At 50.5% G+C, this 16147-nt stretch carries 11 protein-coding genes, 1 tRNA gene and 1 pseudogene; 5 read left to right on the top strand and 8 right to left on the bottom strand.

All coding sequences use genetic code 11. The features are described 5' to 3' along the window. Positions 1–441: 441 nt before the first annotated feature. The 3 genes from gorA to DES54_RS17375 form a co-directional block, all read right to left on the bottom strand. Entirely contained in the window at positions 442–1794 is a 1353-nt protein-coding gene (gorA, locus tag DES54_RS17385) for a glutathione-disulfide reductase (protein ID WP_113869526.1), read from the bottom strand. A gap of 115 nt (positions 1795–1909) precedes the next feature. Further along, on the bottom strand, positions 1910–2752 hold the full coding sequence (locus DES54_RS17380; RefSeq protein WP_113869524.1) for a 23S rRNA (adenine(2030)-N(6))-methyltransferase RlmJ: 843 nt from the start codon (positions 2750–2752) through the stop codon (positions 1910–1912). Between the two features lie 158 nt (positions 2753–2910). Further along, positions 2911–4092 (bottom strand): uroporphyrinogen decarboxylase/cobalamine-independent methonine synthase family protein, encoded by a 1182-nt coding sequence (locus DES54_RS17375; protein WP_113869522.1) that lies wholly within the window; start codon positions 4090–4092, stop codon positions 2911–2913. Between the two features lie 243 nt (positions 4093–4335). Between DES54_RS17375 and prlC the strand changes: the two genes are divergently transcribed. Together prlC and rsmJ are read left to right on the top strand one after the other, a co-directional pair. Further along, positions 4336–6378: an oligopeptidase A gene (gene prlC, locus DES54_RS17370; protein ID WP_113869520.1), complete on the top strand. Its 2043-nt coding sequence runs from the start codon at positions 4336–4338 to the stop codon at positions 6376–6378. Continuing rightward, entirely contained in the window at positions 6375–7130 is a 756-nt protein-coding gene (rsmJ, locus tag DES54_RS17365) for a 16S rRNA (guanine(1516)-N(2))-methyltransferase RsmJ (RefSeq protein ID WP_113869518.1), read from the top strand. Before prlC ends, rsmJ begins: the two co-directional genes overlap by 4 nt. A gap of 118 nt (positions 7131–7248) precedes the next feature. Here the strand turns inward: rsmJ and uspA are convergent, their stop codons facing one another. Next, the gene (gene uspA, locus DES54_RS17360; protein ID WP_113869516.1) at positions 7249–7686 is read right to left on the bottom strand and encodes a universal stress protein UspA; all 438 of its coding nucleotides are present in this window, start codon (positions 7684–7686) and stop codon (positions 7249–7251) included. Positions 7687–8207: 521 nt separating this feature from the next. Between uspA and uspB the strand changes: the two genes are divergently transcribed. Then, the gene (uspB, locus tag DES54_RS17355) at positions 8208–8543 is read left to right on the top strand and encodes a universal stress protein UspB (RefSeq protein WP_113869514.1); all 336 of its coding nucleotides are present in this window, start codon (positions 8208–8210) and stop codon (positions 8541–8543) included. Positions 8544–8636: 93 nt separating this feature from the next. Here uspB and pitA read toward each other — a convergent pair whose 3' ends face one another. Beyond that, a complete protein-coding gene (gene pitA / locus DES54_RS17350) occupies positions 8637–10142 on the bottom strand; it encodes an inorganic phosphate transporter PitA (protein WP_113869512.1) in 1506 nt (501 codons plus the stop codon). Positions 10143–10411: 269 nt separating this feature from the next. Between pitA and DES54_RS17345 the strand changes: the two genes are divergently transcribed. Together DES54_RS17345 and DES54_RS17340 are read left to right on the top strand one after the other, a co-directional pair. Then, the gene (locus tag DES54_RS17345; RefSeq protein ID WP_113869510.1) at positions 10412–11623 is read left to right on the top strand and encodes a BaiN/RdsA family NAD(P)/FAD-dependent oxidoreductase; all 1212 of its coding nucleotides are present in this window, start codon (positions 10412–10414) and stop codon (positions 11621–11623) included. A 293-nt stretch (positions 11624–11916) separates the two neighbouring features. Beyond that, positions 11917–13521, top strand: a complete 1605-nt coding sequence (locus DES54_RS17340; protein ID WP_113869508.1) for an EAL domain-containing protein — start codon at positions 11917–11919, stop codon at positions 13519–13521. 270 nt (positions 13522–13791) lie between these two features. Here the strand turns inward: DES54_RS17340 and DES54_RS17335 are convergent. The 3 genes and pseudogenes from DES54_RS17335 to DES54_RS17325 all read right to left on the bottom strand — a co-directional run. Then, positions 13792–13868, bottom strand: a tRNA-Pro gene (locus DES54_RS17335). Positions 13869–13999: 131 nt separating this feature from the next. Continuing rightward, positions 14000–15679, bottom strand: coding sequence for a kdo(2)-lipid A phosphoethanolamine 7''-transferase (gene eptB, locus DES54_RS17330; RefSeq protein ID WP_113869506.1), 1680 nt, complete (start codon positions 15677–15679; stop codon positions 14000–14002). A 265-nt stretch (positions 15680–15944) separates the two neighbouring features. Next, positions 15945–16147, bottom strand: a pseudogene (locus DES54_RS17325) (IS630 family transposase); the annotation flags it as partial.

The following is a 16147-nucleotide window of genomic DNA, read 5'->3' as shown; positions in this document are numbered from 1 at the left end:
AAAAATGTCAGACAATTTATTAAAACCGCATCACCTTTCCCAGGCAACAAACCTGGACTAACAAAAGTGGAGCGGTAATAGGCGCAGTTATTTAGAGAAAAAATCATTAACCTCAATATTGCTATCTTCATAGCTCATAACATCATTCCTTAGGTTATTTATGTGATTTGAATGACATCACTTTTGTAGCTATCAAGCGATAGGGAAATATTTCAGGTGTAGATTGTTTTAAAAATCACGCCAGCAGAGATAAGGTTATTTTAAAAGAAATAAAAATCATTAAGTTAGCATAAAAATAAAATTTGTGTAGATAAAATCTCAACAATGATAAAAAGCGGCTAGCAATATAAGGATAATAATAAATATATAAAAAAACAATCAACCATAATCAAGAGGCTCCTGTCTATATTATTCGCCAGGAAACCTCTGGAATTGAGACGATCAACGCATGGTCACAAACTCTTCCGCTGCCGTTGGATGAATAGCGACGGTATTATCGAAGTCTTTTTTAGTCGCGCCCATTTTTAGCGCCACCGCAAAGCCTTGCAACATTTCATCCATGCCGAAGCCAATACCGTGGATACCCACGATTTTCTCGTCCTTGCCTGCACAAACCAGCTTCATACGGCACGGCTGGCGATGCTGGGTGACTGCGGTGTACATGGCTGTGAAAGAGGATTGATACACTTTCACCTGCTCGTCGCCGTAGTGTTCGCGCGCCTGCGGCTCAGTCAGTCCGACCGTGCCGATCGGCGGGTGGCTGAACACCACCGTTGGAATGTTGTTGTAATCCAGGTGCTCATCCGGCTTATTGTTGAACAGACGTTCGGACAGACGACGCCCCGCCGCCACAGCAACTGGCGTTAACTCGACCGCGCCGGTGTTATCGCCCACCGCATAGATCCCCGGTACGTTGGTGTTCTGGAATTTATCGACCTTGATATGGCCTTTGTCGTTTAGTTCAACCCCGGTCGCCTCAAGGTTCAGATTATCCGTTGCCGGCTCGCGGCCAATTGCCCAAATCAGGCAGTCGACCATGTGTGACTGACCATTTTCCAGTTGCAACGTCAGGCTGCCATCGGCATTTTTTACAATCATTTTAGGAATGGACTCGGTATGCAGCGTCGGCCCTTCGCTATTCATCACCTCTAGCAGTGTATCGACAATCAGCGGATCGAAGCTGCGCAGTGGCGCATGCTTACGCACGAACAGATGCGTTTCCGAACCCAGCGCGTTCAGCACCCCGGCAATTTCCACGGCAATATAGCCTGCGCCAACCACAGCGGTACGCTTCGGTAACGCATTCAGTTCAAAAAAGCCATCGGAATCAATGCCATATTCTACGCCTGGAATATCCGGGTGCGTCGGGCGGCCACCGGTGGCAATTAAAATATGATCAGCGGTGATTTTCTCACCGTTTACTTCCACCGTATGCGCATCAATAAAACGGGCAAACCCCTGAATGACATCGACTTTATTTTTACCCAGCACGTTGTTGTAAGACTGATGGATACGATCAATGTAAGCGCTACGGTTTTTCAACAACGTATCCCAGTTGAATTGATTCAGGGTGGTATCAAACCCGTAATCAGGCCCGTACTGATGAATCGCCTCAGCGATCTGCGCCGTATGCCACATCACTTTTTTCGGCACGCAACCGACATTGACGCAGGTTCCCCCCAGATATTTTGCTTCGATCAACGCACATTTTTTACCATACATCGCCGCACGGTTAATCGAGGCGATCCCGCCGCTGCCGCCGCCGATGGCAAGGTAGTCATAGTGTCTGGTCATAAAGAGTATCCATGCTTAAGTGAATAAAATTTTTCTAGAGTGTAACGCTGCCACGCCGCAGTCTATAAAAATTAGGCCTATGGTTATAATAGGAAAAACCAAATCACGCCGCCGCTTACTCCGGGACGATTTGCTCCACCAGCGTATGGCCTGTTCCCGCTTGCACCAGCACGCTATGCAACCAGGGCAGTACGCTTTTCATCTGCGCGGCCAGTTTCCACGGCGGATTTATGACAATCATCCCGGAAGCGGTCATACCGTGCCGATCGCTATCCGGCCTTACAGCCAGTTCAATTTGCAGAATATTACGGATGCCGCTTGCTTCCAACTCTTTCAGCAACCGCTTGATTTGCTGACGTAATACCACCGGATACCACAGTGCATATACACCCGTGGCAAAACGTTTGTGTCCTTCCTGAAGGCCTTTCACCACCGCCTGATAATCGGTTTTCAGTTCATAAGGCGGATCAATCAGCACAAAACCGCGACGGTAAAGCGGCGGCAGTTGTGATTTCAACTGCTGGTAGCCGTCTTCACGCAGCACTTTGCAACGCGCGTCTTTTTGAAACTCATTGCGTAACAACGGGAAATCACTGGGGTGCAGTTCCGTCAGATGAATTTTGTCCTGCTCACGCAGCAACTGGCGGGCAATCAGCGGGGAACCGGGATAATAACGCAGTTGCCCGTTGTGATTATAGGTATGCACCGCCCGCATATAAGGTTCGAGTTCAGCCGGAATATCATCGCGTTGCCAGATTTTGGCAATCCCATCCAGATATTCCCCTGTCCGTTCGGCGTGCGCTCCACTAAGCTGGTAACGTCCGGCGCCCGCGTGGGTATCCAGATACAGAAAAGGTTTATCTTTCTCTTTCAGCGCGGTGATGATCAGGCTCTGAACGGTGTGTTTCAGCACGTCGGCGTGGTTGCCGGCGTGGAAACTATGGCGGTAACTTAGCATTGGGTTCTCTTGCTGTCTGAAAAATACGGTTCTATGGCAGCCAGTATAAACCGTCTGGCCGATAAAAAGTTAACCGACTGACAAGAGAAGCGCATAAGGCCCGATGATGAATGCGGAGCGGGCGATAAGGTCACCACCCGCGCCGCGTTAAGAAACGCTTAGCCCCACACCTCATCCGCGATCGTTTTTACCAACGCGATTTTCGCCCACTGCTGTTCTTCGGTCAGAATGTTTCCTTCTTCCGTCGAGGCAAAGCCACATTGCGTACTGAGACACAGGCGTTCTAATGGCACGTAGCGGCTCGCTTCATGGATACGGTCGATCACCGCCTGCTTATCTTCCAGTTCTCCGACCTTGGAGGAGATTAGCCCCAGAACAACCTGCTTATTCCCGGAAACCTGCGTCAGCGGGGAAAAATCGCCCGAACGCTCCGTATCAAACTCAAGGTAGTAAGCCGCGACATTTTCCCGCGCGAACAGTACCCCGGCCACCGGTTGATAGTCGCCTCTTGCCGCCCAGGAGGAGTGATAGTTCCCGCGGCAAACGTGGGTCGTCAGCGCCAAATCCGCTGGCGCGCCCTCAATAGCGGCATTGTTGACCTTCAGATACAACTCGGCCAGCGCGCTGACGTTATTGTTCGGCGCCTCGACGTGGGAGTGTCCGCAACCGCATCCGTCATCGGTGGATTTCGGCGTATCCGCCGCGCCCGCGCCGGCAAACTTCGGATCGACCAGCATGCCCCATGTACAGTCATCCAGTTGCAGGTTGCGGCAACCAGCGGCATAAATTTCTTGGATAAAAGTACGATAGGCGCGGGCGATATCCGCCACCAGTTCGTCTTCAGACGGATAAATGGATGTGGTCAGCGCTTTGTTGTCAGGACGCTGCAACTCCGCCAGAAATTGCGCGGGTGCCGGGATGGTCATCCGTGGAACGATCCCCGGTTCCGTAAATTGGAGAAGGAATTTAAAATGCTCGACAAACATATGGTTTTCGCCAGAGAGCTTGCCGGTAAGCCTGCCGGTTTCGGCGCGCGTTTCTTTATCGGCAAACACATAACCTTTTGAGATCGATGTCTTTTCGACCCCGTTGAGCGCCCACATAAAATCAAGATGCCACCAGCTACGGCGGAACTCGCCATCAGTAATAACCTGTAATCCGGCGCGTTTCTGTTTTTCGACCAGTTCGGTAATCGCTTTATCTTCAATGGTTTTCAACGCCTCCGCCGTCAGTTCGCCCCTGGCTAACTGGCTGCGCGCCTCGTGAAGATAGGCAGGTCGCAGATAGCTGCCAACAACGTCGGCACGAAACGGCGGGATCGGTGAATATGACGTGGCCATGTGATTTATCTCTTTTTTTCAGTGTAATTAATGTCGTTTGTAGAGAAAGATTACCACGTCACAGGGCGTTTCCTGGTTGAATCCTCTTCAGTGTCATTTATAAACATGAAATTTATTCATCATGAATGCGGCGCATTGAAAACAAATCGGTCGGCATCGTTAACCATTGATTTTCCCGACACCAGACCTCATCTTAAATAATCAAGATGCACCAATCACAGACACGATAATCAGGACTGCGCCATGACGAATCCATTACTGACTCCATTCACCCTGCCTCCGTTTTCCCAAATTAAAACCGAAGATATTGTCCCGGCGATAAAAACCGCGCTGGAAACGTGCCGTCAAACGGTAGAACGCGTGGTGGCCCAGTCGGGTGCATTCACCTGGGACAACCTTTGTCAGCCGCTGGCAGACAGCGATGATCATCTTGGCCGCATTTTTTCGCCCATCAGCCACCTGAACGCGGTAAAAAATAGCGCGGAATTACGCGCCGCCTATGAGCAATGCTTGCCGTTGTTGTCTGAATACAGCACCTGGGTAGGTCAGCACGCCGGACTTTATCAGGCTTATCGCAGCCTGAAAGACAGCGAACATTACGCCGCCTTGAGCGTTGCGCAAAAGAAAGCCGTCGATAACGCGTTGCGCGATTTTGAATTATCCGGTATCGGTCTGCCGCCAGAAAAACAGAAGCGCTATGGTGAAATCGCCGCCCGTCTGTCGGAACTGGGCTCGCAATACAGCAACAACGTGCTGGATGCCACCATGGGTTGGAGCAAGCTGGTGACGGATATCGCCGAGCTTGACGGTATGCCGGAAAGCGCGCTGGCCGCCGCCAAAGCGCTGGCTGAATCCAAAGAGCAGAATGGCTGGCTGCTGACGCTGGATATGCCCAGTTACCTGCCGGTGATGACTTATTGCTCCAATCAGGCGCTGCGCGAAGAAATGTATCGCGCGTATGTCACCCGCGCATCCGATCAAGGCCCGCATGCCGGGAAATGGGATAACAGCGACATCATGGCGGAAGAACTGGCGCTGCGTCATGAACTGGCGCAACTGCTTGGTTTCGACAGCTACGCGCATAAATCTCTGGCTACGAAAATGGCCGAAAGCCCGCAACAGGTTATCGATTTCCTGACCGACCTGGCAAAACGCGCCCGTCCCCAGGCTGAAGAAGAATTGGCGCGGCTACGCGCCTTCGCCAAAGCAAACTACGGTGTGGATGAATTAAAGGCTTGGGATATCACCTACTACAGCGAACAGCAAAAACAGCATCTGTATTCCATCAGCGACGAGCAACTACGTCCTTATTTCCCGGAACAACGCGCCGTAGCAGGTCTGTTTGAGGTAGTGAAACGTATTTACGGTATTACGGCAAAAGAGCGCAAAGATGTGGATGTCTGGCATCCAGAGGTGCGTTTCTTCGATCTGTTTGATGAAAGCGGCGAACTGCGCGGCAGCTTCTATCTCGACCTCTACGCCCGCGAACATAAGCGCGGCGGCGCCTGGATGGATGACTGCGTTGGCAAATTGCGTAAAGGCGATGGCGAACTGCAAAAACCGGTCGCTTACCTGACCTGTAACTTCAACCGTCCGGTCAACGGCAAGCCGGCGTTGTTCACTCACGATGAAGTCATCACCTTGTTCCATGAGTTCGGTCACGGGCTGCATCATATGCTGACGCAGATCGATACCGCTGGGGTGGCGGGTATTAGCGGCGTACCGTGGGATGCCGTCGAACTGCCGAGCCAGTTCATGGAAAACTGGTGCTGGGAACCGGAAGCGCTGGCCTTTATTTCCGGCCATTACGAAACCGGTGAGCCACTGCCGCAGGAATTGCTGGATAAAATGCTGGCGGCGAAAAACTATCAGGCGGCGTTGTTTATCCTGCGTCAGTTGGAGTTCGGCCTGTTCGATTTCCGTTTGCATGCCGAATTTGATCCCGCCAAAGGCGCGCAAATTCTGCCCACACTGGCCGAAATCAAGGCGCAGGTCGCCGTGGTGCCCAGTCCTGACTGGGGCCGCTTCCCGCACGCTTTCAGCCATATTTTCGCGGGCGGTTACGCCGCAGGCTATTACAGCTATCTGTGGGCTGACGTGCTGGCGGCAGATGCCTATTCCCGTTTCGAAGAAGAAGGGATTTTCAATCGCGGCACCGGTCAGTCGTTCCTGGACAACATCCTGTCGCGCGGCGGTTCCGAAGAGCCGATGGAACTGTTCAAACGCTTCCGGGGCCGGGAACCCAAACTGGATGCCATGCTGCACCATTACGGCATTAAGGAATGAATATTTGCCTGATGGCAGAGGATGGCGCCGATTCCGACGCCTTATCCCTGCTGGCTGAACGCTGGGGATTGCTCTGCGATCCCTCCGCGATGATGGCGCTGGTGCTGACGCCAGCGCGGTTGGAACTACGCAAACAGGATGAGCCCAAACTCGGCGCCATTTATGTCGATTTCGTTAGCGGACCAATGGCGCATCGTCGTCGCTTCGGCGGCGGTCGCGGCGAGGCCGTCGCCAAAGCGGTGGGCATCAAAAAAGATTACCGGCCTGATGTGGTGGACGCCACAGCGGGATTGGGACGAGATGCGTTTGTGCTGGCGTCGCTGGGTTGTCATGTGCGGATGCTGGAGCGTCATCCGGTGGTGGCGGCATTGCTGGATGACGGGCTGCGACGGGGTTACCAGGATGCGGAGATCGGCCCGTGGCTGCGCGAGCGGCTGACGCTGTTGCACGCCTCCAGCCAAACCGCGCTGAGTGATATCACGCCGCCGCCGGACGTAGTCTATCTCGACCCGATGTTTCCCCACCGGCAAAAAAGCGCACTGGTTAAAAAAGAGATGCGGGTGTTTCAGTCGCTGGTCGGTGCGGATGAAGACGCCGATGCGCTGCTGGCGCCGGCACGCGCGTTGGCAAAGAAACGCGTCGTGGTGAAACGGCCAGATTACGCGCCGCCGCTGGCGAGTGTTGCGGCGCAGTCGACGCTCGAAACCAAAAGTCATCGTTTCGATTTTTATCTGCCGCAGGTGATGGAATAAGGCGACGTTCCACGTTTGACGGCATGAAATAACCATCTGGCCGCATGAAACAACAACAGGCATCGTTTGACAGCCATGCCTGTTTATCTGCGAAAAGACGATTAAATAATGTTAACTTTCAGTCGTCTTCTTCTTCGCGCAGCGGAACGATTAGCATATCGATATGGACGGTGTTAATAAGCTGACGCGCGGACGACATCAGTTTGCTCCAGAAATCCTGATGGTGGCCGCAAAGCACCAGATCCACATCATATTTTCTGATCGCATCGACCAGTACCTGACCCAGATCGCCGCTACCGCTGAGCGTCTCAGTAATGGGATAACCCGCATTCTGAGATAGTTCGATCAAGGCACTCTGCGTTTCTTCGGAGATTCGTTGCTGCATGTCCCCCAGATTGACATCAATCAGACCGGTATAAAGATCGGAATAGTTCACGTCGACATGAATTAAAGAGACCTTGGCGTTGTACGGCCTTGCCATTGAGACCGCTTTTTCCACTAACACTTTACTTTCAGGGGAAAGGTCAACAGCAATAAGGATGTGTTTGTAAGCCATAATGAGACTCCTTCCGTAAAGACTAATTAATGGTCAGCAGATATTTCTTCTGCCAATCTGATACTTAACAGCGGCTTATATGATAGCAGTTCGCTGTCTCATGGATATGTTCAGCAGATCACAACGCCGGGTTTTAACAAAAAATCCATAGCGCAATGCCCTTCAATCTTCTTAATATTTTTGATAAGTGTAGTAGAAATCGCTTCTTTTCGTCATTTAATCACCCAGGTTCTTCTTTCAAAACGGACACTACTTTGGAGAAAATAGCCTAGTCGCACGATAGTGCCTGCGGGTATGGTAAAAAAAGGCGTTCCTCTTCTACAATAAAAAAAGAGAGTGGCAAACTTATTCCGTCACGCTCAACAGGTGAAAATGGCAATAAGGCGAGTCATCAGGATGGTTGGTTCGCCTGATACGATAAAATCGCGTGAAAACGTGTGGCATAAGTATTCGCAGGTTCATCGCCGACAATATGCCGTGCGCGATGACCCCTGACGAATAATATCAACCGGGAGGGGAGCATGATCAGTACATTTGCGCTTTTCTGGGCTTTATGTGTTGTCTGTATCATCAATATGGCGCGATATTATTCCTCATTACGCGTATTACTGCTGGTTCTGCGTGATTGCGATCCGCTGCTTTATCAATACGTCGATGGGGGTGGTTTTTTCACATCACATGGTCAGCCAAGCAAACAAATCAGGCTGGTACGTTATATCTACGCACAACGTTATCTTGAACATCATGATCCTGAATTTATACGCCGCTGCGAAAGGGTACGGGGACAGTTCCTGTTGACAACCGCGCTGTGTGGATTGGTCGTCATCAGTTTAATTGCGATGCTGATTTGGTATTGACGCCAATTTGGTAATGAAATAATGAACCGACAAACAGCAAAAAGGCGATCCGTTGCAGAATCGCCTTTTTTATATGTCATGCTTTTTCGCGCACTAGATCAGCTTTAACGCCAGCCAATACAGCGTGCCGGACAGCATCAACGAAACCGGCAGCGTCAGCACCCAGGCCAACAGGATATTTTTCACCGTTTTACTCTGAACGCCGCCGCCATCGACAATCATTGTCCCGGCAACCGCCGAAGACAAGACGTGAGTCGTGGAAACCGGCATCCCGGTGTAGCTCGCCACGCCAATCGACAACGCAGCGGTAACCTGTGCGGAAACGCCCTGCGCATAGGTCATGCCTTTCTTGCCAATCTTCTCGCCAATCGTGGTGGCGACACGTTTCCAACCCACCATCGTACCCAGAGAGAGAGCCAGCGCGACGGCAATGATGATCCAAATCGGCGCGTATTCGACGGTCTGCAACAGGTCTTTACGCAGGTTGCTCAGGTAACGTTTATCTTCTGACGGAGTTTCCGGCAACTTGATAATCCGGTCCATGGTATCGGCAATACACATCAATAGACGGCGTACCTTGCCGCGATCATCCGCACTCAGTTGATCGTAGCTTTTCAGATTGCTCAACAGTCCCTGAGTATGGTCAATCGCCAGCATGACGCGTGAACTGTCGCAATGAAATTCAGTCTGCCCGTTTGCCGGAATCGTTTTTTCCGACGCGGGGATCAACGGCGGCGAGAGATCGATAACATGCGCCAGCGCTTCACCATGCTGCTGATAGTATTCCTGCAAATTGATGACCGCGTCACGGGTTCGGCTGATGTCGTAGCAGGACGCGTTCATGTTGACAATAAACCCGGCGGGCGCCACACCGATGAGCACCAGCATGATCAGACCAATACCTTTCTGACCGTCATTCGCACCGTGGGAAAAACTTACCCCGATAGCGGATAAAATCAACGCGGTACGCGTCCAGAAAGGCGGCTTGCGCTTACCGTCCTGCTTTTCACGATCGACAGGCGTCAGGTGAACGCGTTTGCGTTTCTTGCTGTTGCTCCAGAAACGGCGCAATAAGAACACCATCAGTCCGGCGACGATCATGCCCACAATCGGCGACAAGATGAGCGAAAGGAAAATACTGATCATCTTAGGCACATTAAGCGCATCCACCACCGACGTATCCGTCAATAGCGCGTTGGTTAAACCGATGCCGATAATAGAACCGATCAAGGTGTGTGAACTCGACGCCGGGATACCAAAATACCAGGTTCCGAGATTCCAGATGATCGCCGCCAGCAACATGGAAAAAACCATCGCCAAACCATGCGCGGAACTGACATTCAGTAATAAATCGGTAGGCAACAGGTGGACAATCGCGTAAGCAACGCTTAATCCGCCCAGCATCACCCCTAAAAAATTAAACAGGCCAGCCATCACAACGGCGAACTGCGCGCGCATGGCGCGGGTGTAGATAACGGTAGCAACAGCATTTGCTGTATCGTGGAACCCATTGATAGCTTCGTAGAATAAGACAAACAGTAAAGCCAGAATTAACATCAGGCCGGTGTAGTAATCCAGTCCGGCAAATAAATGTAGCATAAGCGTTAGGCCATTTAGTGGTCATGAACGCGGCGCATTATCTGCGACAAGCAGGGGTTGGGAAAAGGGAAATATGACTTTTTTTGACTTAGTCGTTAATGCGTCACAATACAGCAAGCCTTTAACCAATAAAAATCAATGCGTTACATATATTTACTCAAACACGCAAATTGTTACACTAGCATCCGCCAAAAACGGACATTACAATTTGCCGCCCTAACGGTCACCAGTCCCGTGGGAATACTCAAGCCCTAACCGGAGAAAGCATCGTGGAACAGTTCGACGTCGTCATTATTGGTGCCGGAGCAGCCGGGTTATTCTGCGCGGCGCAGGCAGAGCAGCGTGGACTGCGCGTACTGTTGCTCGACAATGGAAAAAAAGCCGGGCGCAAAATTTTGATGTCCGGGGGCGGACGCTGCAACTTTACCAATCTGTACGCCGAACCTGCGGCCTATCTGTCTCAAAATCCGCATTTCTGCAAGTCCGCACTGGCGCGATATACCCAATGGGATTTCATCAGCCTGGTGAACCGCCACCAGATCGCCTATCACGAAAAAGCCCTCGGCCAACTGTTTTGTGATGATTCCGCCCAGCAGATTGTCGATATGCTGCTGACAGAATGCGAAAAGGCCAACGTGATGATACGGTTGCGCAGCGAAGTGAGCTCGGTGGAAAAATCAGATCAAACCTTTATTTTGCAATTAGCCAGCGGCGTTATCCTGCACAGTGATGCACTGGTCATCGCCAGCGGCGGTCTGTCCATGCCAGGACTGGGCGCGACGCCATTCGGCTACCAGTTGGCGCAGAAATTTGGATTGCATGTTTTGCCCACCCGCGCCGCTTTGGTGCCGTTTACCCTGCACAAGCCCTTGCTGGCGCACTTGCAGACATTATCGGGCGTCTCTGTCCCTACCCTGATCACCGCGGAAAACGGGGTAATCTTCCGGGAAAATATTCTGTTTACCCATCGCGGTCTCTCAGGCCCGGCGGTGCTGCAAATATCCAGCTATTGGCAGCCCGGTGAATTCGTCACCATTAATTTACTGCCCGATCAGGATTTATCCGCGCGGATTAATGATGAACGGCTGTCCCACCCGAATCAAAGCCTGAAGAACACACTGGCGCAGTGGCTCCCCAAACGTCTGGTGGAATGCCTGCAAACACTGGGACAACTGCCTGATGTCACCCTGAAACAGTTGAATCACGCCCAGCAGCAGCAAATTGAGGCCAACCTCCAGCAGTGGCGGGTGCAACCCAACGGAACGGAAGGCTATCGGACAGCAGAGGTCACGCTGGGCGGCGTAGACACCCGCGAACTCTCCTCCAAAACGATGGAAGCCAATAAAGTACCAGGACTCTATTTCATTGGTGAAGTCGTCGACGTCACCGGCTGGCTCGGCGGCTACAACTTCCAATGGGCGTGGAGCTCAGCCTGGGCCTGTGCGCAAGCGCTGACGGAACACAAATTCTCTCAGAACTAAAGTAACAACGCCTCCACTCATTAGCAATAACATCCGCCATAGGATGAATATTTTCCGTTGTCCTTATCGTCAGAGCCAGCACATCTTCACTTAGCGGGACGCGCTATTTATAGCGTACCCATGCCCCTTTATCCATAAAAAGACCATATAGTGAAAAATTCGAAAAAAGTGATTGAATTCAAATCCGTGACGCATTAAGAATATGTAACATTTCTTATCGCATCGACAAGCTTGCCACTGCTATCGGCTCACGTATTCTCAAAGGACAGGAGCCGCCCAAAAAGGAGATGCGGATGAAATTAATAAAGGGAGAACGCCAGTACAAAGGATTGCCGCTACTGGTCGCAGTGGTATTGCCTTTATTGCTCGGATTACTGTTCACGTTTGTTGAATCCAGGGTGATGGTCAAGCGAGATCTCGAATCCACCGCTCTCATCTCTTTGCATCACGCAGAAAACATCTCACGACAAGCCTGGAGCATGATAGATCATCTTCAGCGCTTCAAAGGGCAACGCTGCGATCAAATCGCTATGGAGTTACAACGCCTTGACGCCACGTTTTCCTACTTTCAAACCATTGGCGTTATTCAGGATAGCAACATTTACTGTTCATCGACTTTTGGCGATGTGAATACATCAATGGCGGCACTGCTGCAATATCCCCTACCGACAACACGGCCAGAGAAATGGAGCGTGTCGATCGCCAATACAGTAACAGTCAAAAACCGACCGGGGGTGCTGTTCGCTCACATGCCGTCCACTGGTTACGGCGCCTACGTGATGATTGATGCCCAGTATATGATTGACCTGATGCTGGCGGTTGGCGACGCACGGGGCTACCAGATCACCCTAACGGTGGATAACGGCTATCCCATACAGGCTGGCCCCACTATCCCGTTGGAATTCGGCGTGTTTTCCACTTTCGAAATTGAAATGCAGTCGGAGCAATTTCCTATTTCCATCCGGGTTATCGCTCCAAAGACAGAATCCGTTCGCTCCTGGAAACGGACGTTTTCCACCTTCCTACCTATGGCGCTCATGCTATCGCTGTTTTTTACTGCTGCCATCTGGTATCGGCAAAAACGAAAACTTCTTTTTCGCGATGAAATTCGTAAGGGCATCGACAAAGGCGAGTTTTCGGTTTACTACCAGCCGATTTACGACATAACGTCGCAATCCTGTATTGGTGTCGAAGCCCTGATGCGCTGGCGACGCAGTAATGAACAATGGATAAAACCGGATATTTTTATTGCCGCCGCCGAAACAGAAGGGATGATCATTCCTCTAACCCGGCATTTATTTAAGATGGTTACCGAAGACGTCACCCGTTGGTGCGTCACGCCCGGCTTTCATCTGGGCCTGAATGTCGCTGCAGAGCACTTACAACACCCTGACTTTATTGCCGATGTAAACGCCTTCAAAGAAACAATTTCCAGCCATCAACTCAGTATCACGCTGGAACTGACGGAACGAAGTCTCATCAGCAATGGCCCAGAGGTTATCCAGCGGCTGCATCAATTGCAGGCGAACGGATTCATGATAGCGATTGATGATTTTGGCACCGGACACTGTTCCCTCTCTTATCTGCAAAATTTTCCGCTGGATTATCTGAAGGTCGACCGTGGTTTTATCAGTGCGATTTCCTCACTGGACGAGGAAGCGCCGATACTTGACGCCATCATCAATCTGAGCCATCGCATGAATCTTAAAATTTTCGCAGAGGGGGTGGAAACCCTCCAGCAGTTGACTTATCTGAGGCAACGCGGTGTTGTTTACATGCAAGGATTTCTGTATGCCAAACCGATGGACAACGATTCGTTGAACGTCTGGCTGCATTACAACGGTCATAAGCCGCTTGAAGCGTTGATAATGAATCCCCCCGACGATCAACAACGCTAACCCGCTGATTAAAAAGCGCGTGAGGATAATAACCCGCCACCCTATAAATGCTGCAATATCATTGAAACGATAAGAGGGGCCAGCCATGATGAGGGAGGGGTGTATTAGCGTCATCGTTTTATCGCATCATCGTAGATGCGTATAACTAAAGTTTCCGGCTGTAAACGGGGTATACCGATAGATAACAGGCAATAAAAAACCCGCCAATCCAGACAGAATGCGGGTTTCTTATCTTTTCCGGTGGTAACTGATACCTAACGAAAGTCGATTTGGTCGGTGAGAGAGGATTCGAACCTCCGACCCCTTCGTCCCGAACGAAGTGCGCTACCAGGCTGCGCCACTCACCGAATGCGGGCGCATATTACTGCTACCCTATTGAAGCGTCAATCCCTTTTTAGAAAAAGGATTATGCCTGTTTATTAAGTGTTCACGCCGTCCGCTATCCGCGTTAAACCGACATCCCTGTCGAGGATATGCATCAACGGGATGGTCTGCTGCACCAGTTATTTTTCGGGTTGATACCACCATCAGGCGAGGTATATCCCAGACATCCCAAAATGGTATCGAACAACTCTTCATGCCGATGAGTTTTACCAATCCGTTGCTGAGCCTTCAGCTGATCAAAGGCATGCATATTATCGGATTCAGCCAGAAATTTATCTGAAGCCCATACCATCATCGGGGAACGGAACTGCTCCGGTGGCGCCATATCACGCGGCGTGCCATGCAGGTGGTAATTGTCATCAATGGATTCACCGTGATCGGCGGCATAAAATACCAGCGCTTTTTTATCCCTGACCTGATCGAGGACTTGCTTAATAAAGTTATCGGTATATAGCACGCTATTATCAAACGCATTAATCAACTGTTCACGAGTACACGACGCATCCACGCCCATACATTCCGGCTGATAACGCGCATAACTGCGGGGATAACGCATGGAGTAAAGATAGTGAGAGCCCTTGGTATGCAACACAATCAGGTGCTTACCTTTCGGATAGCGCGCCAGTGACTCTTTTACTTCATCCACCAGCAGCATATCATCCACGGATTTGCCGTCATTCTGCTTTTCAGACGCAATCATTTCGCGGAAAGAGTAGTTATCCGCCTCAATACTGTTGTAGAACCACACTTCACTTTGCATCGCGAAAAGCTCAGAGGTGAATCCCAGTTCTTTCAGCACGGCGAAAATATTTTGCTCTTTCAACGTCCGCTGCGGGTTATCTTCCGCTCCCCCTTCGCGCACGAACATACAGCGCATGGAAAGTTTGGTTGAGGTATCACAAGACTGGCCGCGGAAAGCGACCAGATTCCGCTCTTTGGACAACTGGGGTGTCGTATCCCGTTCATATCCTAGTAACCCCATATGATCCCAGCGGGTAGTTTCGCCAATGATGAAAACCACATAGGTATCCTCAATCCCTTTGGGCGGAATGTACGTAAAATTCTTACCTGGATCGAAAAGGTTTGAAGAATCCTGCGTTTCGTCATATTTGGTATAGGTGAACAAACCTAATGCCGATATCCAGTTGGAAGGAAGATAAGAGTGAGCCACCACGCCACCGTAACTGGGGAGATCAACATTGGCGAGTTTTTCCGATATCGACTGAACCTTGTCCATATAGCGAATTGGCAACCAGACAAGCGCCACCACCACCGCCAAAACCACCACTGGCATCAGGCGTTTTCCGGGTGAAGCCAATTGCTCAATCAACGTATGACGTAGTCCATTCTTCCAGATCAGAAACATCGGCAACGCGCTGACCGCGACCATCCACAGCACAAAATCTAATCCAACCACTTCTTTGGAGAGGTCAATATCGGTTGTCATTACCGCAGCGATGATACCGTAGCCAATAACGACATTGAAAAACGTCATGTAATAGCTGGCGGCCACAGAAATCAACACCAGCAGTGATGCGACCAGGCGATAAAAAGAGCGTCCGCCGAGCGAAAGGATACGCATCAGAAAAAAGGTGAACAATATACAGGCGGTCAGTTCTATCAGAGCGGGAATAAACATCGGGAGCGTTTTACCCGCCGAAATGGAAAAAACGTCAAACCGCCGATAAAAAACAGAAAGGTTAAGGAAAAAGCCGATATAAATTGCCAGTACAAATGATAGCTTCTGGTGTGATAAAGAGTGAACAAACTTCATTGCAACAAGCGCTCCAGTAAAACTTATTTTATTATCTGAAGCTATACGACAACGGCGCTATTCTGGAGTTCACACCGCCAAAAGAGGAATTTTTTCTTTACATAAAACATTATCCCATCAAAATAAAAATCAACAGACAATAAAAAAACCAAATGAAGGATTGTTAGAATTAACGTCTTTAAAGAGATGGCATCCGGAGATGACTTATTCACTGCTATTTTTTGATTTCAGAATCTTTCCCCCTAAATAACTGATCCTAATATCGCTACATTTTTACCAACCCATGATTCCCACCGGGGAATGGGCTGACAGTATTCATAAAGTGACGCCCTTTTTTCAGTAACTGCCACATTGAGCGGCACTGGTGGTTTCCGGTTATCGTTTCGTGCAGCGCCTGCCACAGCCGTTCAACATGATTTACCCAGGGCGAGTAAACCGGCTGATAAATAACACGAAACTTCGGATTCT

It is taken from the genome of Brenneria salicis ATCC 15712 = DSM 30166 (genome assembly GCF_003315515.1).
Classification (GTDB): Bacteria; Pseudomonadota; Gammaproteobacteria; order Enterobacterales; family Enterobacteriaceae; genus Brenneria; species Brenneria salicis.
Note: the sequence above shows the minus strand (reverse complement) of the source record. Positions and strands in the feature narration are given on the sequence as shown.